The organism is Halorussus limi, assembly GCF_023238205.1.
Lineage (GTDB): Archaea > Halobacteriota > Halobacteria > Halobacteriales > Haladaptataceae > Halorussus > Halorussus limi.
The window spans coordinates 3,494,534-3,520,836 of the sequence record NZ_CP096659.1 but is presented as its reverse complement, the minus strand read 5'-3'; the positions used below and the strand labels follow the sequence as shown (position 1 = coordinate 3,520,836).

The 26,303-nt window shown below is 65.1% G+C and carries 24 protein-coding genes and 1 tRNA gene; 20 read left to right on the top strand and 5 right to left on the bottom strand.

Going from position 1 to position 26,303, the window contains the following annotated elements; translation table 11 throughout:
* Positions 1-85: 85 nt before the first annotated feature.
* The 3 genes from M0R89_RS17980 to M0R89_RS17970 form a co-directional block, all read right to left on the bottom strand.
* Positions 86-283, bottom strand: a complete 198-nt coding sequence (locus M0R89_RS17980) for a hypothetical protein (protein WP_248650454.1) — start codon at positions 281-283, stop codon at positions 86-88.
* Positions 284-447: 164 nt separating this feature from the next.
* A complete protein-coding gene (locus tag M0R89_RS17975) occupies positions 448-1,302 on the bottom strand; it encodes a Rieske (2Fe-2S) protein (protein WP_248650453.1) in 855 nt (284 codons plus the stop codon).
* Positions 1,303-1,611: 309 nt separating this feature from the next.
* On the bottom strand, positions 1,612-1,836 hold the full coding sequence (locus M0R89_RS17970; protein ID WP_248650452.1) for a helix-turn-helix domain-containing protein: 225 nt from the start codon (positions 1,834-1,836) through the stop codon (positions 1,612-1,614).
* A gap of 236 nt (positions 1,837-2,072) precedes the next feature.
* Between M0R89_RS17970 and M0R89_RS17965 the strand changes: the two genes are divergently transcribed.
* The 3 genes from M0R89_RS17965 to M0R89_RS17955 all read left to right on the top strand — a co-directional run bounded on the left by M0R89_RS17965 (position 2,073) and on the right by M0R89_RS17955 (position 5,555).
* On the top strand, positions 2,073-2,723 hold the full coding sequence (locus M0R89_RS17965; RefSeq protein WP_248650451.1) for a DUF7500 family protein: 651 nt from the start codon (positions 2,073-2,075) through the stop codon (positions 2,721-2,723).
* 142 nt (positions 2,724-2,865) lie between these two features.
* Positions 2,866-3,297, top strand: a complete 432-nt coding sequence (locus M0R89_RS17960) for a universal stress protein (RefSeq protein ID WP_248650450.1) — start codon at positions 2,866-2,868, stop codon at positions 3,295-3,297.
* Entirely contained in the window at positions 3,294-5,555 is a 2,262-nt protein-coding gene (locus tag M0R89_RS17955; RefSeq protein ID WP_248650449.1) for an amino acid permease, read from the top strand. The genes M0R89_RS17960 and M0R89_RS17955 overlap by 4 nt, the downstream gene beginning before the upstream one ends.
* A gap of 74 nt (positions 5,556-5,629) precedes the next feature.
* Here M0R89_RS17955 and M0R89_RS17950 read toward each other — a convergent pair whose 3' ends face one another.
* Positions 5,630-6,994, bottom strand: a complete 1,365-nt coding sequence (locus M0R89_RS17950; RefSeq protein ID WP_248650448.1) for a hypothetical protein — start codon at positions 6,992-6,994, stop codon at positions 5,630-5,632.
* 156 nt (positions 6,995-7,150) lie between these two features.
* Between M0R89_RS17950 and M0R89_RS17945 the strand changes: the two genes are divergently transcribed.
* From M0R89_RS17945 to arlJ, 14 genes are all read left to right on the top strand, one after another.
* Positions 7,151-7,678, top strand: a complete 528-nt coding sequence (locus M0R89_RS17945; RefSeq protein ID WP_248650447.1) for a chemotaxis protein CheW — start codon at positions 7,151-7,153, stop codon at positions 7,676-7,678.
* Between the two features lie 111 nt (positions 7,679-7,789).
* Positions 7,790-8,152 (top strand): chemotaxis protein CheY, encoded by a 363-nt coding sequence (gene cheY, locus M0R89_RS17940; RefSeq protein WP_248650446.1) that lies wholly within the window; start codon positions 7,790-7,792, stop codon positions 8,150-8,152.
* Positions 8,149-9,189, top strand: coding sequence for a chemotaxis-specific protein-glutamate methyltransferase CheB (cheB, locus tag M0R89_RS17935; RefSeq protein WP_248650445.1), 1,041 nt, complete (start codon positions 8,149-8,151; stop codon positions 9,187-9,189). Before cheY ends, cheB begins: the two co-directional genes overlap by 4 nt.
* Positions 9,190-9,195: 6 nt before the next feature.
* The gene (locus M0R89_RS17930; protein WP_248650444.1) at positions 9,196-11,412 is read left to right on the top strand and encodes a chemotaxis protein CheA; all 2,217 of its coding nucleotides are present in this window, start codon (positions 9,196-9,198) and stop codon (positions 11,410-11,412) included.
* A 13-nt stretch (positions 11,413-11,425) separates the two neighbouring features.
* On the top strand, positions 11,426-12,040 hold the full coding sequence (locus M0R89_RS17925; protein ID WP_248650443.1) for a chemotaxis protein CheC: 615 nt from the start codon (positions 11,426-11,428) through the stop codon (positions 12,038-12,040).
* 22 nt (positions 12,041-12,062) lie between these two features.
* Positions 12,063-13,235, top strand: coding sequence for a chemotaxis protein CheC (locus tag M0R89_RS17920; RefSeq protein ID WP_248650442.1), 1,173 nt, complete (start codon positions 12,063-12,065; stop codon positions 13,233-13,235).
* Positions 13,235-13,744 (top strand): chemotaxis protein CheD, encoded by a 510-nt coding sequence (locus tag M0R89_RS17915; protein WP_368408889.1) that lies wholly within the window; start codon positions 13,235-13,237, stop codon positions 13,742-13,744. Before M0R89_RS17920 ends, M0R89_RS17915 begins: the two co-directional genes overlap by 1 nt.
* Positions 13,741-14,565 carry a CheR family methyltransferase gene (locus M0R89_RS17910; protein WP_248650440.1) on the top strand — a complete coding sequence of 275 codons (825 nt, stop codon included), beginning with the start codon at positions 13,741-13,743 and terminating at the stop codon, positions 14,563-14,565. Before M0R89_RS17915 ends, M0R89_RS17910 begins: the two co-directional genes overlap by 4 nt.
* Positions 14,566-14,686: 121 nt before the next feature.
* Positions 14,687-16,102: a FlaD/FlaE family flagellar protein gene (locus M0R89_RS17905; RefSeq protein WP_248650439.1), complete on the top strand. Its 1,416-nt coding sequence runs from the start codon at positions 14,687-14,689 to the stop codon at positions 16,100-16,102.
* A complete protein-coding gene (gene arlF / locus M0R89_RS17900; RefSeq protein ID WP_248650438.1) occupies positions 16,086-16,535 on the top strand; it encodes an archaellum stator protein ArlF in 450 nt (149 codons plus the stop codon). Before M0R89_RS17905 ends, arlF begins: the two co-directional genes overlap by 17 nt.
* The gene (gene arlG, locus M0R89_RS17895) at positions 16,536-16,988 is read left to right on the top strand and encodes an archaellum stator protein ArlG (protein ID WP_248650437.1); all 453 of its coding nucleotides are present in this window, start codon (positions 16,536-16,538) and stop codon (positions 16,986-16,988) included. It abuts the gene before it with no gap.
* Positions 16,985-17,749, top strand: coding sequence for an archaellum protein ArlH (gene arlH / locus M0R89_RS17890; protein ID WP_248650436.1), 765 nt, complete (start codon positions 16,985-16,987; stop codon positions 17,747-17,749). The genes arlG and arlH overlap by 4 nt, the downstream gene beginning before the upstream one ends.
* 11 nt (positions 17,750-17,760) lie before the next feature.
* Positions 17,761-19,548 carry an archaellum flagellar ATPase motor FlaI gene (flaI, locus tag M0R89_RS17885; protein WP_248650435.1) on the top strand — a complete coding sequence of 596 codons (1,788 nt, stop codon included), beginning with the start codon at positions 17,761-17,763 and terminating at the stop codon, positions 19,546-19,548.
* Positions 19,549-19,842: 294 nt separating this feature from the next.
* Positions 19,843-21,579 carry an archaellar assembly protein ArlJ/FlaJ gene (gene arlJ / locus M0R89_RS17880; protein WP_248650434.1) on the top strand — a complete coding sequence of 579 codons (1,737 nt, stop codon included), beginning with the start codon at positions 19,843-19,845 and terminating at the stop codon, positions 21,577-21,579.
* Between the two features lie 64 nt (positions 21,580-21,643).
* On the opposite strand, the gene M0R89_RS17875 is transcribed toward arlJ, so the two are convergent.
* Positions 21,644-22,672: a lysylphosphatidylglycerol synthase transmembrane domain-containing protein gene (locus tag M0R89_RS17875; RefSeq protein ID WP_248650433.1), complete on the bottom strand. Its 1,029-nt coding sequence runs from the start codon at positions 22,670-22,672 to the stop codon at positions 21,644-21,646.
* Positions 22,673-22,815: 143 nt separating this feature from the next.
* On the opposite strand from M0R89_RS17875, the gene M0R89_RS17870 reads away from it, so the two are divergent.
* The 3 genes from M0R89_RS17870 (at position 22,816) to M0R89_RS17860 (ending at position 26,271) form a co-directional block, all read left to right on the top strand.
* Positions 22,816-23,670, top strand: a complete 855-nt coding sequence (locus M0R89_RS17870) for a CheF family chemotaxis protein (protein ID WP_248650432.1) — start codon at positions 22,816-22,818, stop codon at positions 23,668-23,670.
* Between the two features lie 103 nt (positions 23,671-23,773).
* Positions 23,774-26,104 (top strand): PAS domain S-box protein, encoded by a 2,331-nt coding sequence (locus M0R89_RS17865; protein ID WP_248650431.1) that lies wholly within the window; start codon positions 23,774-23,776, stop codon positions 26,102-26,104.
* A gap of 81 nt (positions 26,105-26,185) precedes the next feature.
* Positions 26,186-26,271: transfer RNA gene (locus tag M0R89_RS17860), tRNA-OTHER, on the top strand.
* The last annotated feature ends 32 nt before the right edge of the window (positions 26,272-26,303 follow it).

Here is a 26,303-nt window from a genome sequence, read left to right as displayed (position 1 = left end):
GCCGGGGGTCTCGATAGTATCCTTCGCGTGTGCGAGAAGATTAGTCAGGTAGTCGGACTGCCGCAACGCCGACAGAAATATACTCTCAATTAAACTTACCGACGTTCGAGAAATCGTCGTCTTCGCACTTCGAACACTGTTCGGGCTTCGAGATGAACACCGAACCACAGCCCTCGCACTCGTAGAGGTCGGGGCCGTCGTCGCGGGCGGCGCTTTCGTCGTCGGGTCCCGACTCTGCCGACCCCACCATTCGCCTGAGTCTGTCGAGGACTGCGGAGAGCATGCGATGCAACGTTCGTGGATGCTTACCGCGGATATAAAACGTTTGTTGCCAGCTACGTAAACTGATACGTCCGGCGACGCGACTCCCGTCGGTTCGGGAACGACGCCGGATGGCCGCCGGGCGTCGATCGCGGCGACCGGTCGCCCCGGAGGGTCGAATGGCCGTCAGTCCTCCTCGGGTCGGGGGAGCGCGACGAACGAGACCTCCACGATGTTGTACGGGTCGTACACCGACTGGTGGCACTGACAGTAGATTTCGTTGGCCGCGTTGAACCGCTGACTCGACCCGAGCGCCTTGTACCCCGGGACGCAACAGAAGTGGGTACACTTGTTCAGGTTGGCGATGAACCCCTGTTCGGTGCTCTCCGAGAGCCAGTCGTTGCCCTGCTCGGTCATCGCCTCGACTCGGGTACTCCGGATGAGTTGGACCGGCATCGTTCCGCCCGGCGGCACGTCCTGCGAGCGCCACGTCACCAGCGCGGGTTTGCCGAGTCCGTCCCGCCCGATGCCGTTGCCCCACGTCGCGTAGTCCTCGAAGTCGCTGACGTTGACTTTAGTGCCGGGTTCGACCTCCTCCTGTTGCCACTGGTACGGCGGAGAACTCGCGTACCGGAAGAAGTTGTCTTGGTCCGCTTCGGGGTTCACGCCGGGGTACGTCTGGACCCCGCAGTACTGGAACCACTCGCTGGAGTAAGTGATGCCGCCGAGTTCCATCTCAGCGACCGTTATCTCCCGGCCCTGTTCGGTCACAGTTTTGGGTTCGGGCCAGATGCCCTTGACGAACCCCTCGTCGTCTATCTCTATCGGAATCTGGGGCATCGCCCGCGGTGCCGGTCCGGCGACGTTCTCCGGACCGTAGTACTGGGTGATACCGCCGCCCTCTCCGGTCGGCGAAGTCGTCGTGTCGATGCCAGCGGCGGCCGCGGTGCCCAGTCCCGCGAGCGTCGCGCTCCCCACGACGCCCTTGACGAACCGACGCCGTCCCGACTCCTCGGGATACTTGTCTCCCGATTCAGACATGCTCTCTCCCCCGGAAAGCGCTCGTGCTACTGTCGAACATACAAAACCCCATCATGAAGTAGTGGGCTCCTGCGGTAAAAGAACTGTCGGGGGTCTACGACCGACAGCGCCGTGCGTCGGGTTCGTGGCCGCCGTACCGACCCGGTCGCTAAACCGGCGAAGACGGCCGCTGTCTTTTTGGTCTTACCGTGAGTTCCTTCGCCTATGGCTCTCTCGAAAGAAGAACGCGAGCGCATCGAGCAGTTCGTAGCCACCCCGCGCTACCAGCGAACACCCGACCAACTCTGCCCCGAGGAAGACGAAGAGTAACTACTCGGCGACCGCGAACCGTCCGTCCCGCTTCTCCACGAGTTCTCGCTCGCGAAGTGTTCGAAGGATGCTGTACAGCGTGATCTTCTTGACGCCGAGACCCGACTGCAGTTCGTCTATCGACGCCTCCGCGCTCTGTAGGTAGAGATAAACGAGTTTCGCGCGCGGCGACTCCAGTTCGCTCGGCAGTGCTTCGGTGCGTGTCGTCGGACGTTGAACGCTCATTTCGGTATTGGTGTCGAGTACTTCGACGATAATAAACCCCATCTACAACGATTGTCGAAAATACGGCGGCCCGTAGCAAAAATTGCGACTTCTGGTGCCAATCGTCGCTCGAAGTCCGGACCGTGCGACGACTCTCGGCGAACCGAGAGGTGCGGCCGACGGCGAGGCCCGCGAGACGCGGCGGCAGGTCGGGGTAGGCGGTGGGTTTATGTGAAATCGAACGGTAGCCACTGGCAATGTGTCCGATGCCCGACGACGGTCGGGACCCCGAGGAGCGGTCGGCGCTCGAAGCCGCCGACCGGACGAGCGACGACGGTGCGCTCTCCCCCGACGAACTCGACATCGAGAGCGAGGAGAACGTCGTCTCGCTCGACCAAGACCGATACGTCATCGGCACCGACGAACGGCCGAACGTCCCCGACGACTCACCGGACTCCCGGTCGGGCGGTTCGCGGTCCGGCGAGGCGTCGGCCCCGGCGGAGTCGGCGTCTCGCGAGGAGTCGGCCGCGTCCGGGCCGGTGGACTCCGGCGCTGTCAAGCAGTGGCTCGAAGACGACCTCGACAGCGTCAGCGCGCGCTACGGCTTCCACGTCACCGCCAAGTCCGACGACGCCATCAGCCACCAGCAGATGTTCTCCGACGACGTGGGCGCGGTGTTCGACAGCCTCCTGCGGTGGTACGCCCAGCAGTTGACCACCGAGACCGCGGTCGAGGACGTGCTCGGCATCCTGCTGACCGAGTCGAACGTCCGGGTGCGCTACTCGCCGTCCTGCCTCCAGTCGATTCTGGAGACCTACGACCTCGGTCCCGAGGACACCATCGCCGACCTCTTCGAGGCGGTGCAGGACGACCGCGGCATGGTGTTCCCGCCCGAGAACGTCGGGTGAGCAGTCGGCGGTCGAGACGCTCGTTATCTGGTAACTCTCGCCGGAACCGGCAGATACACCCCGATTGAACGGCGTCGCGGCCGAATGGTCTCCAAACAAGTAGGAATTGTTTTGACGGCTCCACCGAAAACCACCAGTCACCATGACCGACGAGAGTTACGACCAATCGCTGCTGTCCGACGTTCTGCTCCCGGTGGCGGACGAGGACGACGCCGAACGCTCGGCCCGTGCGCTCGAACCGTACGGTCCCGAACGCGTCACCGTCCTCCACGTCGTCGAGAAGGGCGAGGGCGTCCCGGACAAGACGCCGGTCGAGCAGTCAGAGGAAATCGCCGCGGCCGCGTTCGAGGCGACCCGACGGACGTTCCCCGACGCCGACGACCGGACGGCGTACCGTCGGGACGTGGTCGAGGCCATCCTCGACGTGGCCGACGACATCGACGCGAGCGCCGTCGCGTTCCGACCGCGCGATAGCGGCCGCCTCGCCCGGTTCCTCTCGGGTAATCGTACGACCAGAATCGTCACCGAGGCCGACCGGCCGGTGGTCGTACTCCCGAAGGGTGAGGACGGATGAGTTCCGAAGACGAGGAACTGGCCAAGGACCTCGGCCTGCTCGCAGCCCTGACCATCGGGGTCGGGACGATGATCGGCGCGGGCATCTTCGTCCTGCCGGGGCAGGCGGCGGCCGCCGCCGGACCCGCGGTCGCGCTCTCGTTCGTCGTCGGGGGCGTCATCTCGCTGTTCACCGCGCTCTCGGCGTCCGAACTCGGCACCGCGATGCCGAAAGCCGGGGGAAGCTACTACTACGTCAACCACGCGCTCGGACCGCTGTTCGGGTGCATCGCCGGATGGGGTAACTGGATGGGACTCGCGTTCGCCAGCGCGTTCTACACCCTCGGGTTCGGCGAGTACCTGGCGACCTTCCTGCCGATACCCGCCATCGGTCTCGGCGTCGTCACCCTCTCGTCGTTCCAAGTCGGCGCGCTCTTCGCGGGACTGGTCTTCATCGCGGTCAACTACGTCGGCGCGAAGGAGACCGGCCGCCTGCAGGTGTTCATCGTCGTCACGCTGGTCGGCATCCTCACGCTGTTCTCCGCGCTCGGCTTCCTGCAGGCCGACCTCTCGACGCTCCGACCGTTCTTCCCCGCCGAGACCGGCGGCGCGACCGCGGTTCTGCCCGCGACGGGTCTCGTCTTCGTCTCGTTCCTCGGGTTCGCCAAGATAACCACGGTCGCCGAGGAACTCAAGAATCCGGGCCGGAACCTCCCGCTGGCGGTGGTCGGGAGCGTCCTCATCGTGACGACGATGTACGCCGTCATCCTCGTCGTCATGATGGGCGTCGTCAACTGGCGGCAACTCGGGCCCGAGTTCACGACGACGCCCGTCCTCGACGTGGCGGAAATCGCGTTCGGGACCGTCGGTCTCGCGGCCGTCGGCGTCGGACTGCTGACGTTCGCCGGACTCCTCGCCACCGCGTCGAGCGCGAACGCCTCGATTCTGGCGTCCTCGCGCATCAACTTCGCGATGGGCCGGGACCGACTCATCAGTCCGAAACTCAACGACATCCACCCGAACTTCGCGACGCCGTACCGGAGCATCGCGGTCACGGGCGGTCTCATCCTGCTGTTCATCGTGGCCGGCGACGTGAAGACGCTCGCGAAGGCCGGGAGCGTCCTCCACCTCATCGTCTACGGCCTGCTGAACGTCGCGCTCATCGTCATGCGCGAGGCCGACACCGAGGAGTACGACCCCGACTTCGAGGTACCGTTCTACCCCGCCGTCCCCGTTCTCGGCGCGTTCACCTCGTTCGGTCTCATCGCGTTCATGAAGCCCATCGAAATCACGCTCGCGTTCGTCTTCGTCGCGGGCGGTATCGTCTGGTACTTCGTCTACGCCCGCTCGAAGACCCAGAAAGAGGGTATCCTCTCGGACTACATCCTCTCGCGGAGCGACGAGATGCCACGGTCGGCGGTCTCGGCCGCGACGTCGCTCCAACCCGACGGCGGGCAGTACCGGGTGATGGTGCCGCTGGCCAACCCCGAACACGAGACCGACCTCATCACGCTTGCGAGCGCGTTCGCCAGACAGCGCGGCGGCGTCTTGGACGCGGTCCACGTCATCACGGTGCCCGACCAGACCTCGCTGGAGTACGCCGCCGACCACCTCGACGAACGGGAGGAGAACTACCACCAGATTCTGGACGACGCCAAGCGCGACGCCGAGACGTTCGGCGTGGACGTCGAGACCCACACCATCGTCTCCCACCGTTCGTTCGAGGAGATATTCTCGGCCGCCCGGAGCCACAACGCCGACCTCGTGGTGATGGGGTGGGGCGAGGACGCCCACGGCTCGCCCGGCCGGGTCGAGAGCGCGTTCGACGACCTCGGGATGGACCTGCCGAGTGACTTCATCGTCATGAAGGACCGCGGGTTCGACCCCGAACGCGTCCTCGTGCCGACCGCGGGCGGTCCCGACTCCGAACTCAGCGCCGAGGTCGCGCGCCTGCTCAGGGACGCCTACGACTCGGAGGTGACGCTCCTGCACGTCGCGGACGACCGCGCGGAGGGCGAGGCGTTCCTCGACCAGTGGGCGACCGACCACGACCTCGCGCACGCGAACCTCCGGGTCGAGACCGGCGACGTGGAGGAGGCCATCGAACGCGCCGCCGCCGACTCCTCGATGGTGATTCTGGGCGCGACCGAGCGCGGTCTGCTCTCGCGTCTCGTCGGCGGGTCACTCGTCGCGGACGTGGCCGAGGGCGTCGAGTGCTCGGTCCTGCTGGCCGAGCGCGCTCACAAGCGCGGCATCAAGGACCGACTCTTCGGAAACTGACGCGCCCGTCGGAACGAGAAATATCCTCCATTCTATAAGAAATATATACTCGTGTCGAAGAAATACAGAGTGAGCTACTCTGCCGTCGCGGTCGGTCGTTCGTCGTCCGGCGACGTCGAAGCGTCGCCCGACGAGTCGGCGAGCGACGCGCCGACGACGAACAACGGCGTCCCGACGGCGGCCACCGCGCCCGCGTACGCCGCGACGAAGACGGCGACGAACAGTCCGAACCCTCTCGTCGGCGAGAGGAGCGACACGAACGGCAGCACCGAGAGCGCGAACCCGACCGCGGCCGTCGCCAGCGCGAGTCGTCGGTCCCCGCGGCCGAGCGCGTACCCCGCCGGGAACAGCGCGAACACGGCGACCAGCGGCGGGAAACTGCTCAGGAGCGAGTAGGTCAGTCCGCTCTGGTCGAACGCGACGGCCCCGACGAGCGTGGTCCCTGCCGCCAGCGCGACGCCGACCCCTCCGGCCGCGACGAGTCGCCAGTAGGTCGCTCGCGCTCGGACCGCGGGCCGCCCGAGCAACGCGCCGAAGACGACCGCGGTCGCGCCGACGCCGAACAGCGGCGTGGCGGCCCCGCCGAGCAGCGACAGGCCGCCGCTGGCGAGGAGCGCTCCGCCCGTCAACAGGACGCCGACGCCGACGAGGACGGGGCCGACCGCCTCGCCGACGCGCCCGACGAGTCCGTCCGACCGGGAGACCCCAGCGCCGACCGCCCCGACGAAGAGTCCGAACAGCGCGGTCGGGAACACCACGACGGCGACGAGGTTGCTCCCGACTCGCGGCGCGACCAGCGTCCCGACCGCCAGCAGACTCAGCAGGGGACCGAGCGCGCTCTCCTCGGGAACGAACGTGACGAACCCCCGGTCCTCGAACGCCGTGAGGACCGTGCGGCGGCCGTCGTCGGAGACTGTCGCGCCGGGGACCGTCCACCCGACTTCGGTCCCCTCGGGCGCGACGACGACGAGGCGGTCCGCACCGAGTCCGTCGAGGTTCCGGTAGCCGTAGGCGTCGGTGAACTCGCCCGACCGGAGCGTCCCGCCGACCGACGCCTCCGCGAAGTCGGGTTCGCGGTAGCGCATCGTCAGGACGCCCGACGACGAGACGTTCGCGGCGACGAACTCGGCGTCCCACATCGCGTCGTCGGCGATTTCGGACCGGAGCGTATCGTTCTCGCGCAGGCGTTCGACGCCCGGGGAGTCGGCGAGTCGGTTCCGGACGACCCACGTCGCGGTCCCGTTCCGGGCGACCGAGACGGTGGCGGTGCTTCGCTCTACTGAGACGGTGAGGTCGCGAGACGCGGCGGTCTTCTCCAACGACTCCCCGCAGGCGTCACAGAGCGGTCGCGGCGGCGGGGCGGCGCTACCGGGTGCGACGACGGCGAGGAGCGAGACGACCACGAGGGCACAGGCGGCGAGGCGGAGGACGCGAGCCATACACCGGTCGTTACGCTCCGGTGACAAGTACGTTTCCACCTCCCGTCGTCGCGCCGACAGTTCACCGCGTCCACCGCCGACGAGACCGATTATCAAATCCGAGAGGCGAGGCCGGGATTTATATGCTGGGCTTCGATGTTCAAGTTAGAGACTGCTATGGAGGTACAGGAAACCGACACTGGTGACGGGACCGACGGGACCGAATCGCCGGAGGTCGCCGAGGGACCGACGCGACAGGTCGTTGAGTTCCGCCTCGGCGAGGACTACTGCGCCATCGACATCGACGAGGTCGATAGCATCGTTGAGATAAAGAAGGTGACGCGAATCCCCCGGACGCCCGACTCCATCGACGGCGTGATGGACCTCCGGGGAGAGACCACCGCCATCATCAACCCCCGGACGTTCCTCGGCATCGACGGCGACCAACCGACCAGCGAGGAACAGAACGTCCTCGTGTTGGACCGGGCCGACGACAAGCAGAAAATCGGTATCCGGGTCGACGAGGTGCTGGAGGTCACGACCCACCCCGAGAGCAGAATCGACACCGACGACGACCTCTCGGACCTCCAGACGCGGGGCATCGAGGAAGAGATTTCGCGAGGCATCATCCGCAAGCCCAGCGGCGATGCGCTCGACCTCGTGGTCTGGATAGACATCGACGTTATCATAGAACAGTTGAAATGATAGAACTCAGTTGCTTCAGTCGAGAACGCGGCGAAGACAGCATCAGTCCTGATAATCGGAGGGGAGAATTTATTTCACCCCGTTTCAAACCAACCGCTCGGTGACTATCGCATGGCTAAGAACGTACTCATCGTAGACGACTCGGAATTTATGCGGAATCTACTTCGCGAGATACTGGAAGAGGAGTTCGAAATCGTGGGCGAGGCCGAGAACGGCGTCGAGGCCGTCGAACTCTACGAGGAACACGGCCCGGACCTCGTGATGATGGACATCGTGATGCCCATCCGAGACGGTATCGAAGCGACCACCGAAATCAAGGACGCGAACCCCGACTCGAACATCATCATGTGTACCAGTATCGGGCAGGAAGAGAAGATGAAGGCCGCCATCAAGGCGGGTGCTGACGGCTACATCACCAAACCCTTCCAGAAACCCAGCGTGATGGACGCCATCGAGGACGTCGTCTCAGCATGACGCGGGCAGTCGTCGTGGACGACTCTCACTTCATGCGGACGGTCATCTCCGACATCCTCGACGACGGCGGCATCGAGGTCGTCGCGCAGGCGAGCGACGGCGAGGAGGGCGTCGAGGCCGTCGTCGACCACGACCCGGACGTGGTGACGATGGATGTGGAGATGCCACGCATGGACGGCATCGAGGCCGTCGAGGAGATCATGGCGACGAACCCGACTCCGATTCTGATGCTGTCGGCCCACACCGAGGACGGCGCGGACGCGACGTTCGAGGCGATGGAGAAGGGCGCGGTCGACTTCCTCGCCAAACCCGGCGGGGAAGTCTCGACCGAGATTTCGGCCCACGGCGACGCATTGGTCGAGAAGGTCGAGTCGGCGACGCGGGCCGACCCCCAGTCCGTCGATCGAGTGGACACGTCGAGTTCCGACACCCTCCACACCGACCACGGCTACGTCGAGAATCCGACGCTCGTCGTCGGAGCGTCGACCGGCGGGCCGCGAGTGGTCGAGCGCGTGCTGTCGAGTCTCCCGCGGGAGGCCGACTTCCGGGTGCTGGTCGTCCAGCACATGCCCGACGGCTTCACCGGCCGGTTCGCCGAGCGACTGGACCGCCGGAGCGAGTACGACGTTCGAGAGGCCGAAGACGGCCTCCGAATCGGCGGCGGCGAGGCGCTCGTGGCGAAGGGCGACTACCACATGGCGGTCGCGGGGTACGGCAACGGGCGACTGCGCGTCCGCCTCACGCAGGACGAACCGCTTCACGGCGTCCGCCCGGCCATCGACGTGGCGATGGAGACGGCCGCCGAGAAAGTAGACGGGCCGCTGACCGGCGTCGTCCTGACCGGCATGGGTTCGGACGGCGCGGCGGGCATCGAGGCCATCGAGTCGGCGGGCGGGGCCACCCTCGCCCAAGACGAGGAGAGTTGCTCGGTGTTCGGCATCCCGGCCCGCGCGATAGAGACCGGATGCGTCGACAGCGTGCACTCGGCCGACGAGATGGGCAAAGCGATTCTCGACACGATACGAGACAACGGGTGAACTGAAATGGAAGACTACATTCAGGATTTCATACGCGAGAGCGAAGAGAACGTCACGGAGTTGAACAACTCCCTGCTCGAACTGGAAGACGACCCCGGCGACGAGGCCGCGATGGACTCCATCTTCCGGACCGCCCACACGCTGAAGGGGAACTTCGGCGCGATGGGCTTTCAGGACGCCAGCGACCTCGCGCACGCCATCGAGGACCTGCTGGACGAGATTCGGCAGGGTCGCATGGAGGTCACCCCCGAAGTCATGGACCTCGTGTTCGAGGGCGTCGACGAGATAGACCACGCCCTCGACCAGATAGAGGCCGACGGCGAGTCGAACATCGACCCCGACCACATCATCGCCGACATCCGGAGCGTCATCGACGGCGACGGTGGCGAGGACGGTGACGCCGCGACCGACGACGCCGCAGACGAGACCGGCGCGGCGCTGGCCGACGTTCCGGTCGAGCGACTCGACGACCCGTCGGCGCTCTCGAACCCCGGCGGCGAGGTGTTCCACGTGGACGTGGACATGGGCGACCCCGAGATGAAGGGCGTCGACGGCATGTTCGCGCTCGAAGGACTGAGCGAGAACCTCGACCTCCTGGGCACCGTTCCCGACGTGGACGCCGTCAACGACGGCGAGTACGGCGACGGGTTCGACGCCTTCGTCTCGGCCGACGGCGCGAGCGAGGTCGAGTCGGTCGTCGCCTCGGTCGGCAAAATCTCCGGCGGGACCGTGACCCCGCTCGACCCGGCCGAAATCGACGCGACGAGCGCGGGCGGCGGGAGCGACGAGTCGGGCAGTGCTGCTGACGAATCTGAGGAGGCGGCCGACGAACCGAGTGACGCGGCCCGCGCGAGCGACTCCGGCGACGCGCCGGACGAGAGCGCCGAAGCCGAAGTAGATGCAAGCGCGTCGGCGTCCGAGTCGGACGCCGACGCGGCGGAAAGCAGTGACTCTTCCGAGGACGGCTTCACCGACGCGGACGTGGTCGAGACCGCCGACTCGGACGCCGACGGAGATGGCTCCGACGACCCCGACGATTCGGCGAGCGGTTCGGAGTCGTCGGACGAGTCGACCGCCGGAGAGATAGAGGAGATTCAGTCGGTTCGCGTGGACGTCGACCAACTCGACGACCTCCACGGACAGGTCGAGCAACTCGTCACGAGTCGCATCAAACTCCGCCGGTCGGTCGAGCAGGCGCAACTCGACAGCGCCACCGACCACCTCGACGAACTCGACAAGATAACCTCGAGTCTGCAGGACACCGTGATGGACATGCGGCTGGTCCCGCTGAAGAAGGTGGTCAACAAGTTCCCGCGTCTGGTCCGGGACCTCGCGCGCGAACAGGAGAAGGAGGTCGACTTCCGGATGGAGGGAACCGACATCGAGTTGGACCGCACCATCCTCGACGAGATAAGCGACCCGCTGATGCATCTCCTGCGAAACGCGGTGGACCACGGCATCGAACCGCCCGAGGAGCGCGAGGCCGCGGGCAAGTCCCGCGAGGGGACGATTCGGCTCCGAGGCTTCCGCGAGCGCGACCGCGTGACCATCGAGGTAGAGGACGACGGACAGGGAATCGACCCCGAGGGTATCCGTCGGAAGGCCGTCGAGAAGGGCATCATGAGCCGCGAGGAGGTCGACGAACTCGGCGAGGAGGAGGCCCAGAAGCTGGTGTTCCACGCCGGGTTCTCGACCAACGACGAGGTGACGGACGTGAGCGGCCGCGGCGTCGGGATGGACGTGGTCCAAGACACCGTCTCGCGACTCGACGGCGAGATTCGAGTGGACAGCACGCCCGGCGAGGGCACGACCATTAGCCTCTCGCTGCCGGTCACGGTCGCCATCGTGAAGGTCCTGTTCGTCCAGTCGGGCGAGGAGGAGTACGGGGTCCCCATCAAGAACGTGGACGAGATTCGCCGGATGGAGGACGTCCAGACCGTCGAGGGCGAGGAGGTCGTCACCCACGACGACACGGTCTACCCGCTCGTGCGACTCGGCGACGCGCTGGACGTGCCCGGCGAGACCAAGAACGGCGACGGAATGCTGGTCCGGGTCAAGGAGTCCGAGCGACAGGTCGCCATCCACTGCGACGCCGTGAGCCGACAGGAAGAGGTCGTCGTCAAACCGTTCGAGGGCATCCTCAGCGGCATCCCCGGCCTGTCGGGTGCCGCGGTTCTCGGCGAGGGCGACGTGGTGACGATTCTGGACGTGGAGACATTGTGAGAGGTGACGAGATATGAGCCGAGGTGAGGACAGAAACTTGCACATCGACATACGAAAACTGAACTTGTTCAACCAGATGGCCAAGGAGGGGGCGAACACGGTCGCCAACCATCTGAACCAGATGACCGGCATGGAAACCGAGATGGAGATCACGAAGATCAACTTCCTCGAAATCGACGACATCAAGACCCACGTCGGTCACGAGAAGCAGGTCGGTACTCACATCGAACTCGTGGAACCGCCCCACGGCTACATCCTGTTCCTCTTCAGCGCGAGCAGTGCGAAGAAACTCGCCACTGGGATGCTCCCGGGTAGCGCCGACCCCTCCTCGAGCGGGTTCTCGGACATGGAACGGTCCGCGGTACAGGAAATCGGCAACATCATGACCAGCGGCTTCATCGACGGGTGGGCGAACGTGCTGAACACCACCATCGACATCTCGACGCCGAAGTTCACCTACGGTGCGGGGTCGAAGATGGTCGAGAACCTCGTGGGGACTCGGCCCGACGAGATGGCTTTAGTGTTTGACTCGCGCGTACACGCCCGCGCGGCCGACGTCGAGGTGAAAGTGTACACGTTCCCCGAACTGGAGGAACTCGTCTCGCTCATGCAGAAGATAGAGATATGAACCCGGACCCGAGGTTCGAACCATGAACGTGGACATCGAATCGCTGGGGACTTTCAATCGGACCGCCCGAGCGGGTGCGGAACGGGCGGCCGAGAACCTCACCGGGATGACCGGCATCGAGACAGCCGTGGACGTGACCGAGGTGACGCTGGCCTCCGCGGCGGACGTCTCTCGCGACGCCCGGCGCGTCGGCGTCGCCATCGACTTCGAGGGCGGCATCGACGGGACGAGTCTCCTGACGTTCTCGCCCGAGGGCGTCGAGGTGCTGCTCGACACGCTTCTCCCCGGCGAGGGCGTCGAGGAGAGCGCGGTCGCGGAGGTCGGCAACATCGTCACCAGCGGGTTCGTGGAGGGGTGGGCCGACCACCTCGACGCGACCATCGACATCTCGCCGCCGGAGTACGTCGAGGGGGCCGGCGAGCAACTGCTCGACGCGGCCGGAGTCGAGCGCGACCGAGCGTTCGTCTTCCGGAGTCAGGTCGGCGCGGTCGGCGAGGAACTCGACGTGAACTTCCACATGTTCCCCGACAGCGACTCGATGGAGGAGATGTTAGCCGACGGCGACGACCCCGTCTCGGTCGAGAAGTTGGCGACGCTCCGCGAGATGGCGACGACCGGCGCGGAGACCGCCTCCGAGAGCGTTTCGGCCATGACCGGCATCGCCACCTGCGTCGACATCACGAACCTGAACTTCGTCCCCGTCGAGGACGTGCCCGCGGAGTTGGACGACCGGCCCTACGTCGGCGTCGTCCTCAAGACCGACGAACCGCTCGGGGGCTACGTCCTCGTGCTGTTCGACGAGGCGTCGGCCCGCGAGGTGGCCGCGGCGCTCGTGCCCGGCACCGAGGAGGTGTCGGCCTTCGAGGGGCAGGCCCGGTCGGCGATGGAGGAAATCGGTAACGTGATGACCAGCAGTTTCATCGACGGATGGGCGAACGTGTTGAACGCGACCATCGACATCTCGCCGCCCCAGTTCGTCCACGACGTCGGGCCGGCGGTCGCCGAGTCGGTCGTCGCGCGCCTCGGCCGCAAGCAGGCGTTCGCGTTCCTGTTCGACGCGACCCTGCGGGCCGACGACGCGGAGTTCGACTGCGGGATATACGCCCTCCCGGACGAGAACGACCTCCGGACGGCCCTGGACGACCTCGACCCGGACGCCACGGCCGAACGCACCACGAAAGCAGGGTCACTATGATGACTGCAGAACGACCTTCCTTCGCCGAAGAACCCCCCGAGCGCGTCCGAGTCGGCGTCGCCGAACTCGCAGTCGCCGCGGGCGACACGGTACTCACGACCAGCGGACTCGGCTCCTGCGTCGGCGTCGCCGTGGCCGACCCGACTGCGGGAGTCGCCGGACTGGCCCACGTCATGCTCCCGGAGGCGAGCGGCGACGACCGGGGGAAGCCGGCCAAATCGGTCGAGGTCGGCGTCGAGCGACTGCTGGCCGAACTCGAAGCCGCGGGAGGCGACCCCGAGCGCACAGAGGCCAAACTCGCCGGCGGAAGCCAGATGTTCGACTTCTCGGGAGTCAGCGAGGGCGTCGGCAAGCGGAACGTCGAACAGACGCGGGTCGCACTCGCAGACCGCGACGTGCCGGTCGTGGCCGAGGACGTGGGCGGCGACTACGGCCGGTCGGTCGAGTTGACCCCGAAGACGTGGACGTTTCGGGTGAAGAGCACCCACGAGGGGGTCGAGAACCTGTGAGGCCGGACGACGAGGCGTTCGACCGACTGCTCGGGTACGTCGAGGCCGAACTCGGCTTCGCGACCAGTTACTACGACGACTCGTATCTCGACAGGCGGGTCTCCTCGCGGATGCGCCGAACCGACACCGAGGAGTACGCCGAGTACCACGACTTGCTGAAAGACGACGAGCGCGAGCAGGAGGCCCTGCTCGATGCTTTCTCGGTCAACGTCACCAGCTTCTATCGCAACCCCGAGGTCTGGGAGGAAGTCCGGCAGGTCCTCCGGGCGCTCTCGGACGAGCGCGGCCGGATTCGGCTCTGGAGCGCGGCCTGTTCCGACGGTCGAGAGCCCTACTCGCTGTCGATGCTCGCGCTAGACGACCCCGAAGTCGACGACGCGAGCATCGAGATAACCGCGACCGACATCGACCGCGAGATTCTGGCCGCGGCCCGGCAGGGCGTCTACGAGAACACCCGGACGACCGACATCGGCGAGCAACTCGCACCGCTCGACGAGTACGAGCGGTACGTCGACCGCGACGACGACCAGTTCGCCGTGACCGACCCCGTCAAGAACCTCGTGTCGTTCGAGCGCCACGACCTCATCAACGGCGACCCGAAGTCGAACTTCGACCTCGTAGTGTGTCGCAACCTCTTCATCTACATCGACGCCGAACACAAACTCCCGATTCTGAAGACCGTCTCGAAGTCGCTCTCGGTGGGCGGCTATCTCGTCATCGGGAAGACCGAGACGCTTCCCGACACGCTCAAACCCGCCTTCGAACCGGTGGCGCGACGCCTCCGGATATACAAGAAAACTGACCACACATCTGTTCAGTAGTAGTGTCTCGGAAACGGGACACAGAAGTCCTCCATCGGCGTTTCGACGTTCTCGTCGGCGAGTATCAGAGCTGATAACTCAGGGGGAAGATTAATGTGCTGGAAGTTCGCTGTTGTCGATAATGAAACTTATCGGTCTCAGCGACCAGTTCGTTCACCTCCTCGGGACGGGCTTGGTCGGCATGGGAATCATGGATTTCATGGACGAAGAGGAGGGCGAGAGCGCCGACGCCGACGGCTCCGGCGGCGGTGGCGATGACGACCTCTTCGGCGACGGCATGGGCGGCGACGGTATGGGTGGCGACGGCATGGGCGGGGAGATGGACGACGACTTCGGCGGTATGGACGACGGCATGGGGATGGACGGGGAGATGGACGACTGGGGCGACGGGGGCGGCGACGACGAGTTCGCCATGGGCGGCGGCGGAAGCGGGCCGACGCAGGAACTCGAAAACCGGATCGACGAACTCGAAAACGAGGTCGCCGAAATCTCCTCGACGGTCGGGACGGTCCGGAGCGAGAACGAACAGATATCCTCGAAGGTCGACGAGACCGAGGAGAACGTCCGCAAACTCCTCGAAATCTACGAGATGGTGACGCGCGGTGTCAACCCGTTCGTGGACGACGTTCAACAGGGCGGCATGGGTGCGGGCGGTGACGCCTTAGGCGGTGACGGCGGCGGTGGCTTCGGCCTGTTCGACGGCGAGGAGGAAGAAGAGGAAGAGGAAGACCTCAGCGAAGACGTGGCCGACGCCGAGGCCGAGAGCTTCTTCGACGACGACTTCGACGAGGAGGACGATTTCGAGGAGGACGGTGACGAGTTCGGCGACGGGGAGGACGACTTCGAAGACGACGCGGCCGACGACCTCGGCTTCGAGTCGCCGGACGAGGCGCTCGACGACGAAGGTTCGACCGCGGACGACGCCGACGACGACGGCGAAGGCGGACAGGCCGGTGGCTCGACGTTCGCGGAACTCAAAGAGGAGTACGAGTCGGGCGACGCCGACTGGGCGGAGGAGGGCGAAGAGGCCGGAGACGAACCGCCGGCCGACCTCGACCCGGACCCCGAACCGACTATCGAGACCGACGACTCGGAAGACGGCGACTTCGAGTTCGAGGAACCCGCCGACGCACAACCCGCGACCGCCGACCCCGCGACGCCCGCGAACTCGGGCCGGGGCGGCAAGCCGTACCTCGCGGAACTCCCGAACGGCTACGTCTCGGACCTCGTCGTGATGGAGTGGCTGGAGTTCCTCGTGAGCGAGTTCGGGCCGGAGGACGCGGTCCGAACCATCGAGTACTACAGCGACATCGGGTGGATCAGCGAGTCGGTCGAGGAGGAACTGCTGGCGTTCGTGAGCGGGTTCGCCGACGTGGAGTCGGTCGACACCGAGGAGACCGGCCCCGCGACGCTCGAAGTCGACGACCACATCCAGAGCCTCACCTTCCTCAGCCAGCTCACCGGCGACGCGGTCCAGCGGAAGATAGTCGAACACTGTTCGCGGATTCGAGGTGGGCGCGATGGGATTCAGCGTTAGCGGCGCGACGGTCGTCCTGTTCCTCGGCATCTTCATCAGCTTCGGTATCGCCTACACGACGGCGAACAACGGCTTCGAGCGGGTCAACGACGCCTACGAGGCGAACGGCGAGGACGCGCTCGCACGCCAGAACACCGCGATAGATATCGGCAACGCGTCGCTCGTCGATAGGGGCGGACAGCGCTACGTGAACGTGACAGTCAACAACGCCGGTTCCACGACCTTGTCGGTAGATGACACCGACATTCTTATAGGTGGAAATTACACCAACCACACGAGTTCGAACATGGAGACGCTGGAAGTGAACGGCAACAACGAGACCGACATCTGGCTTCCCGGCGAGACGTTGCACTTCAACCTCTCGGTCGAGACCAATCCCGACAGGGTGAAGGTCGTGACCGGACCGGGAGTCGCCGACTCGGAGGTGGTCTGAGTGGCGAGCGTCTCCAGTTCACACCTCATCCTGTTCATAGCCAGTCTCATCATCGCCGCGAGCGTGGCCGGCACGTTCACGCAGGGCGTCCAACGACTCTCCTCGGCGCTCGGCGAGCGGAGCGTCGACGTGAGCGGCGACATCCGTACGGACATCTCCATCATCAGCGACCCCGGTAGCGGTGCGGTGTACAACGCCTCCGGGAACGAGAACGTCACGGTGTTGGTAAAGAACACAGGGTCACGGTCACTCGAAGCGGAGAGTGACCAAATCGAAGTCTTAGTGGACGGCAGATACCAGACGAACGTCGGTATCACCGTCCTCGACGGGTCGGCGTGGCGCGTCGGCAACGTCGCGAAACTCGAAATCTCTCAGTCGCTCGACGCCGACTCAGACCATCGAGTCGTCGTCATCGTCAACGGTGACAAGGAGGTGCTTCAGTTCAGAACATGAGTCACGATAATCTCTACTCCCTCGGCTTGGAAGACCACGACCGTTTGAACCACGAACTGGGCGGCGGCGTCCCCCGCGGTTCCATCGTCCTCATCGAGGGCGACTACGGGGCCGGAAAGTCGGCCATCAGCCAGCGGTTCAGTTACGGGCTCTGCGAGACGGGCCACTCGGTCACCCTGCTCTCGACCGAACTGACCATCGGCGGGTTCATCGACCAGATGCACTCGCTGTCGTACGGCGTGGAGGACCACCTCCTCGACGAACGCCTCCTCTTTCTCCACGCCGACGTGGACACCGGCGGCGGTCGGCTGACCGCGCCCGCCGAGGACGAGGAGGGCAACCGCAAGGAACTGCTGAATCGGCTGATGAACGCCGAGGCGATGTGGCAGGCCGACGTCATCGTCATCGACACGTTCGACGCCATCCTCCGCAACGACCCCAAGTTCGAGGCGCTGATTCGCCAGAACGAGGAGCGACAGGCCGCCCTCGAAATCATCTCGTTCTTCCGTGACCTCGTGTCCCAGGGGCAGGTCATCGTCCTCACGGTGGACCCCTCGACGGTGGACGAGGAGGCCATCGGGCCGTTCCGAGCCATCGCCGACGTGTTCATGGAACTCCAGATGGTCGAGGTCGGCAACGACGTGCGCCGCAACATCTCGGTGAAGCGCTTCGCCGGGATGGGCGAGCAGGTCGGCGACACCATCGGGTTCTCCGTGCGGGCCGACGCCGGAATCGTCATCGAGAGCCGTAGCGTCGCGTAACGACCCCTACCATGACAGAGCACGGGACCGCGCAGATTCAGGACGACCTTCGGGAGGTCGCCATGCGGCGACCCCACCTGCGGGACTATCTCAAGCGGTTCAAGCAGTTCACCGGCGAGTTCCCCAGACTCATCGACGAACCGGACGACGAGTGGGAGGCGGACAAGCCCAACGTCATCTACCCGGTCGGTGGTCCCATCTACTGTCACGTCTACGGCGACGTGGGCCAAGACACCGAGTACTACGCGGTCGAACCGGAACTATCGGGAACCGAACAGGAACTGTTCGGCAAGGTCCGGGGTGAGATTCTCGAAAAGAGCGTCAAGAAGCCCGCGCCGCAGGACGAGGGCGAGTACGACGACCGCATCGAGGAACTGCTGGACGACACGGTGCTAGTCAACAACGGCAACAACGGCGGTGGCGGTAGGGGTAACCTCCAGAACGTCTCGGCACAGCAGATTCTCGACTGGATAAAGGACGTCTCGTACAACGACTTCAAGCACAACGTCCGGACGTTCTCGACCGACGACATCGTGCGGTACGTCAAGGACTTCACCAACATCGGGACCTACGAGGTGTCCGAACAGACCTACGAGAACATCCGGTACCGACTCAACCGGGACATCGTCGGCTTCGGTCCGCTCGAACCCATCATGCGCGACCCGGCCAACGAGGACATCCACGTCATCGGTCCCCACGAGACGTACGTCGACCACGGCACGTTCGGCATGCTCGGGACCAGCGTGGACTTCGGGTCGCCCGACCGGTTCGACAACTGGCTGCGAAACATGGGCGAGCGAATCGGGGACCCCGTGAGCGACTCCGACCCAATCGTCGACTCGACCCTGCCGGACGGGTCGCGTATCAACATCATCTACTCCGACGACGTGAGTCTGAAGGGGCCGAGCCTCACTATCCGTCAGGGCGAGGGGACGCCGCTGTCGGTCGCCCAGATTACCAAGTGGGGAACGCTGTCGCCCAAACTGGCGGCGTACCTCTGGCTCTGTCTGGAGAACGAGCAGACCGTGTTCGTGGTCGGGGAGACGGCGTCCGGGAAGACCACGACCCTGAACTGCATCATGTCGTTCATCCCCCGCGACAGTAAGATTTACACCGCGGAGGACACCGCCGAGGTGCTGCCGCCCCACGACACGTGGCAGCAGCTCCTCACCCGCGAGGGCGGCGGCGAGGACAGCACCGACGTGGACATGTTCGACCTCGTCGCGGCCGCGCTCCGTTCTCGTCCCGACTACATCATCGTGGGTGAGGTCCGTGGCGAGGAGGGTCGCATGGCGTTCCAGGCGGCCCAGACCGGCCACCCCGTGATGCTGACGTTCCACGCCAGCGACATCGTCTCGATGATTCAGCGGTTCACCGGCGACCCCATCAACATCCCCGAGACGTTCATGGACAACGCCGACGTGGCGCTGTTCCAGAACCGGGTCAAGCAGGGCGACGACGTGCTGCGCCGCGTGACCTCGGTGCAGGAAATCGAGGGCTACTCGAAGGAGATGGGCGGCGTCGTGACCCGCCAGTCGTTCTACTGGGACCCCGTCGAGGACGAAATCGTCTTCCAGGGGATGAACAACTCCTTCGTCCTCGAAGAGCAGATCGCGACCCTGCTCGGGTACGAGAACACCCGCGACATCTACAAGGAGTTGGACTTCCGGGCCGAACTCATGGAGCGCATGATAGAGGAGAACATTCTGGGCTACCACGAGGTCAACGAGACCATCGAGGCGTTCCAGCGCGGCGGGGTGGACGAACTGCCCTTCGACATCCACCGGTCCATCGACTGAGGCGGACGTTTTTGGGAGCGCACTCCTTCCCGTTCAGCGAGGGTTCCCGCGGCGAACCACGGGACGAGTGGACGGCGGAACGCTGACCGCTCCGTGAGTGGCGTCCAATCGGACGGGGAGTTCGACGACGGTGCTTTCGTTTCCTGAGACGACTCCCGAGAACGAGTGACATTCTCGATTCTTTCGGGCGATTCCATCGACCGATCAGACCTCGCCGAGTATCAGTAGAAATACTCCGAGGGAAAGAGAATTGAAGGTGGAACGTAAACCCCGCGAACACCGACGGCTTCCACCATGGCGACTAACGAACAATCCGAGGACGCCCCCAAGGACGTGAAGGACCTCATCTCGGGGTTCATGTCCTCGACTATCGAGTCCTACCAGCACATGGAGACGCCCGTCTCCAGATACCTCACGCTGGTCGTGGCTCCCTCGGCCGTGTTCTTCCTGCTGACCGTGGTGGTCTACGCCGTCACCGATTTCCCGCTGCTCATCAGCGCGCCGATTCCGCTGCTCGGCCTGCTGGCTATCGTCGTCGCAATCATCTACCCGAAGATTCTGCGCGACCAGAAGCGCAAGGAGATAGAGGACCGCCTCCACCTGTTCATCACCCACATGACCATCCTCTCGACCGCGAACATCGACCGTGTCGAGGTGTTCCGGACGCTCGGCGAGGAGGAGGAGTACGGCGCGCTGGCCGAGGAGATGCGCCGCATCACGCAACTCGTGGACACGTGGAACCAGAGCCTCGACGACGCCCTGCGCATCCGAGCGAACAAGTCGCCGAGCAAGCCGTTCGCCGACTTCCTCGACCGACTCGCCTACACCATCAACGCGGGGCAGGAGATTCAGGACTTCCTGCTGAGCGAGCAGGACGTGGTCATCCAGAACTACGTCACCATCTACGAGGGGTCGCTCCAGAACCTCGAAGTGATGAAGGACCTCTATCTCTCGATGGTGCTGTCCGTGACGTTCGCGCTGGTGTTCGCCACGGTCCTGCCGATTCTGACCGGGACCAACCCCACGATGACGGTCAGCGCGGTCGTCGTCATGTTCGCGTTCGTCCAGACCGGGTTCCTCGTGATGATTCGCAACACCGCGCCCTACGACCCGGTGTGGTACCACCCGGAGGAACACACCACCGACTCGGAGTGGCGCATCCGCATTGCGGTCGCGGTCGGATTCGCACTGACCCTCGCGCTCATCGGCGCCTGCCTGCTCATTTTACTGGGGCGGACCGGCATCGACCCCGACGCGATTCCGCTCCCCATCTACGCCGCGATTCCGACTACGCCGCTGTTGCTCCCCGGCATCGTCGCGCGGAGGGAAGAGGAGAGCATCAAGGAGCGTGACGAGGAGTTCACGAGTTTCATCCGGGCGCTCGGTGCGACCGAGACCGCGAAGCAGAGTACCACCACCAAGGTCCTCCAGAGCCTCCGTGGCAAGGACTTCGGCGCGCTGACCGACAACGTCAGCGACCTCTACAAGCGTCTCAACATGCGCATCGAACCCTCGATGGCGTGGCGACACTTCACCGCCGACTCGCGGTCGTACCTCATCCAGAAGTTCTCCGAGATGTTCCTCGTCGGGCGACAGATGGGCGGCGACCCGAAGAAACTCGGCGAACTCATCTCGGCCAACATGAACGAGGTGCTCCAGTTGCGCGAGCGCCGCGCCCAGTCCACCGTGACGCTCATCGGCGTCCTCTACGGGATTACCGCGGCCTCCACCTTCGCGTTCTTCATCGGTCTCGAAATCGTCCAAGTGCTGTCCCAGATGTCCATCGGTCTCAACAGCAGTCAACTCGACATCACGACCATCATCCACACCAACGTGTACGACATCCCGACCATCGAGTACCTGCTCGTCATCATCACCCTCCTCAACGCCGTGCTGTCGTCGCTGATGATTCGCATCGCCGACGGCGGCCACAAGGTCAACTCCTACATGCACTTCGTGTTCCTGATGTGGTCGTCCAGTCTCATCGCGGTGTTCACCCGCATCGTCGTCGGGTCGTTCCTGAACGTCTGAGTCGGCGTTCACGGACTCCCTCGGAGTTCGCGGCGGGGCGCGTCCGGCGGGCGTCTCACTCGCGTCAGGTCCGGTGGATGACGAAGAACGCCGCGATACCGCCGAGCGCCAGCGCGAACCAGTAACTCGCCACTCGGTAGACCAGCGCGGCGCTCGCGGCCACGTCGGCCTGGAGGGTGGTCAGCGCGACTATCAGCCCCACCAGCGCGAACTCGACGCCCCCGACGCCGCCCGGCGTGGGGACGACGCCCGCGAGCGAACTCGCCGGGACGACGAACAGCACCAGTATCGGCGTGAGTTGGTGGCTCACGCCGAGGGTCAGCCCCGCGAAGTAGAGCGGCGCGGCGAAGAAGAGCCAACCGACGTAGGCGTAGACGAGCGTCTTGGCGAGTTGCCCCCGACTCGCGGCGATTCGGTCGACCAACTCGTAGAACTCGTCGATGCGGTCCCGGACGTTGTCGGCATTGATCCGTTCGACGCGCTTGGCGATGGGGCCTATCACCTTCATCAGGAGTCGCTCCACGAACTGCTGGTGGCGATACGACCCGTAGATGATCAGCGGGAGGACGACGGCCATTCCGCCGAGTCCGGCCACGAGCAGTTCGGCCTGTTTGGGCACTTCTCCCTGTATCAGGAGCGCGAGGGTTCCCAGTCCCGCGAAGGTGAAGAACGGAAGCAGGTTGAGCAGGTCGGCGGTCACGACGCTCGCGAGACTGTCCTGGTAGTTGGCCTCGGTGTCGGCCGCCAGCACGTAGGCGATGAAGGGGCCGCCCCCCGCCTTGCCGAACGGCGTCGCGTAGTCGGCGAAGGTCGCCGCGAAGTAGGTCGTGACAATTTTCGGGAAGGGAACGTCGATTCCCACCGTACAGAGGATGATGTCCCACGACTTCGCCCAGATGACGAGCGAGACCACCGTCGAGAGACACGCGAGACCGATCCAGACGGGGTTGGCGTTCCGGAACGTCCGGAGGATTTCGTTCCACCCGATTACCCGGCCGAAGAAGTAGAGGAGCAGTCCGGCCACGGCGAATCCGGCGATGACTTTGAGTGTCGTGCGCCGGTCGAACACCTCACCGGACGTTTCGGTCGACATCTACACCACGGAACGAGCGAGAGACAGTTAGGTCTCGTGGCTTCGGCGGAGTGGCGCTCGGGGACCGAAAAAATATTTACCCCGACTGAGAATTAGGTTTCAAAGAGGCGCGCGGACAGCGAGCGTCCTCGGTTTCGTCTACCATGTCCGAAAAGGTCATCGCCGACTTCGTCGCACGTTTCAGCCTCGACACCTTCGATTCGCCAGACCCGGTCAAAGGACGAATCGTCCTCAGTCGGAAGCGTCTGGTGCTGGCGTCCGGCGACTCGAAGACGACGGTCCCGCTCTCGGCCATCTTCGACATCAACGTCGGGCAGGTTCCCGGCGAACTCGAATCGTTCTTCCAGGACACCATCACCATCGCCTACCGAGAGAACGACCGTCGCCGGACCGCGGTCGTCGAGGCCGGGACCGAGGAGGTGTCGCGGTTCAAGACCGTGCTGTTCAAGGCCGAACTCAACGGTTCGAAGGCAACGGTCAAGCACCCGGCGCGAGTCGGTGGTCGCGTGACCGGTTCGTCGTTCCGCCCGTCGAAACTCAAGATTCGACCCGGCGCGGTCGAGTTCGTCGGCGAGGAGTCGGTGACGGTCGACCTCGCCAACGTCACTCACTTCCAGAAGGACACCCGCGACGGCAGCGCGGTCCTCGTCGTCCGCCACGCCGACGAGGGCCAGTCGGTCACTTCGGAGTTCGGCATCGAGAGCGACCGGAAACTCAACCTGCTCGGACGCTATCTCAGACTCGAGTACTCGGAACTCGCGAAGGAGGTCGAGGAGGTCACGACCTCCGAGGACGAGATGGAGGCGCTGGTCGCGATATACTCCGGGGCGCGAAGCGGCGACCTCGCCGGGACCCTCGGCGTCGATTCGAGTCGGGTCACGATGCTGCTCAACGACCTCCGGGAGAAGGGACTCATCGACGAGGGCCAGAAGGGACTGTCGCTGACCGCGCAGGGGAAACTTCTCGTCAGCGACCGCATCGAATCGGTGAACACCTAGGAAAGTTTGTCATCTATTCCGACACGTAATTTATTCCAAACTATCTACAGCCGTAAGCCTCCTATGGATTTTTAAAGACATCTTTGGTAAACAACAACATACAATGGGCCACGCCATCCGCGTCCTGCTGGTGGACGACGATTCGGCCATCGCGGACCTGACCGCCACCTATCTGGAGCGGGCGAGCGACCGCATCGAGACGGTCGTCGAGACCCGTTCGGACGCGGCCCTGGACCACGTAACCGACGGCAGCGTCGACTGTGTGGTCAGCGACTACGAGATGCCCGAGATGGATGGCCTCGAATTTCTGGACGCGGTCCGCGAGACCGCTCCGTCGCTCCCGTTCGTCCTGTTCACGGGACGGGGCAGCGAGGAAATCGCGTCCGAGGCCATCTCGGCGGGCGTCACCGACTACCTCCAGAAGGGGACGGGGTCCGACCAGTACGCCGTGCTCGCCAACCGCGTCGAGAACGCCGTCGCCCAGTATCGCGCCGAGCGAGAGGCCGAGGAGGCCGACGAGCAGATTCGACGCATCTTCGACCGCATCACGGACGCCTTCTTCGCGCTTGACGACGAGTGGCGGTTCACGCACGTCAACGAGCGCGCGGCCGACTTCTTCGACCGGGACGCCGACGACCTGCTCGGCGAGGACATCCGCGAGGCGTTCTCGCAGGACCTCGGCGAGCAGTTCCGGGCGGCCTACCGGAAGGCGTTCGACGTTCAGGAACCCGTCACCCTCGAAGCCGAATCGACGCTCCGGCCCGGAAACTGGCTGGAGGTCCGGGTCTACCCCGCCGAGGACGGCCTGTCTGTGTACTTCCGGAACGTCACCGAACGGCGCCGCGCCCAGTTGGAACTCCGCGAGACCAAACAGAAGATAGAGGCGCTCCACGACGTGGCCGCTCGGGCGGTCGCGTGTACGACCGAACAGGACATCTACGACCTCGCCATCGAGGCCGCCGAGGAGATTCTGGCGTTCGACCTCTGCACGGTGGACGCGTTAGAGGGCGACGAACTGGTCACGAGGGCCGTCTCGAAGGTCGTCTCGACCGACGGCTACTACGAGCGCACCCCGGTGGACACCGAGAACAACCTCGCGGCCCGGGTCTACCGCGAGGGCGAGACCTCGCTGGTCCGGGACCTCCACGCGACGAACGTAGTGCCCGCCGAGAGCGAGTACCGGTCGGCGCTGACGGTTCCGCTAGACGAGTTCGCGGTGTTTCAAGCGGTCTCGAAGGACGCCGGCGGCTTCGACCACGGCGACCGCGAACTCGCGGAACTCCTCGCGGCCCACATCTCCGAGGCGCTGGCCCGCGTCCGGACCGAGACCGAACTCCGAACCGAGCGCGACCGGTTCGCCGCGCTCTTCGAAAACGTTCCCAACCCGGTCGTGCGCTACGAAATCGACGGCACCGACGCCATCTGCAAGTCGGTGAACCCGGCGTTCGAGGACGTGTTCGGCTGGAACGAGGCCGACATCGTCGGCGACCCCGTGGAGGACTACATCCTGTCCGACGACCGGCGCGAGGAGGCCGAGGCGCTCAACGAGCGAGTGAGCCACGGCCAGCGAATCGAGGGCGCCGAGGTCCACCGTGAGACCCGCGACGGCGACCACGACTTCCTGCTCCACACCGCACCGGCGGGCAACGGCGACGAGAGCGAGGCGTTCGCCATCTACGTGGACATCAGCGAGCAGAAGGAGCGCGAGCGCCAGCTCGCCCGCCAGAACGAGCGACTGGAGGAGTTCGCCAGCGTCGTGAGCCACGACCTCCGCAACCCGCTCAACGTCGCGCTCGGCCGGTTCGACCTGTTGGCCGACGAAGTCGAGAGCGACCACCTCGCGCCCATCGACCGGTCGCTCGACCGCATGGACGGACTGGTCGAGGACCTGCTCACGCTCGCCCGGCAGGGACAGGTCGTCGACGACCCCGAACCGGTCGACCTCGCCGCGGCCGCCGAGGCGGCGTGGGAAACCGTCGACACCGAGGAGGCGTCGCTGCTGCTCGACGGCGATGCGGTGGTCGAGGCCGACGAGGCCCGGTTCCGGGAACTGCTCGAGAACCTGTTCCGCAACGCCGTCGAACACGGTTCGACCAGCCCTCGTTCGCAAGCTCACGAGGACGCCGTCGAACACGGCGACTCCGGGCCGGTCGTGGAGGTGGGCGTACTGGACGACCGCAGCGGCTTCTACGTCGCCGACGACGGGCCGGGCATCCCGGAGAGCGAGCGCGAGCGAATCTTCGACCACGGGTTCACGACCGACGAGGAGGGAACTGGTTTCGGTCTCGCCATCGTCTCGTCCATCGCCAACGCCCACGGCTGGAACGTCGAAGTCGTGAACTGCGGTTCCGGCGAGGGAACCGGCGGCGAGACGGGCGCGCGCTTCGAGTTCTCCCGCGTCTCGGTCTGCGACGAGTCGCCGTCGGAACGTTGATTTGGATTCGGAACCGACACTCCGAACGCGACGGGCAGGCGGCCCGTAACGAAGTCAGTCCCGAACCTATCGGTCGGACGTGGAAGGGTAGCTCAGTGGTAGAGTGCCACCGGACTCCCCGGTGGCAGCCTTACAGGCTTCGCGTGGTTCGACTCCCGCCCCTTCCGCTTTCTGTTGCTACACTGCGAGGCGCGTAGCG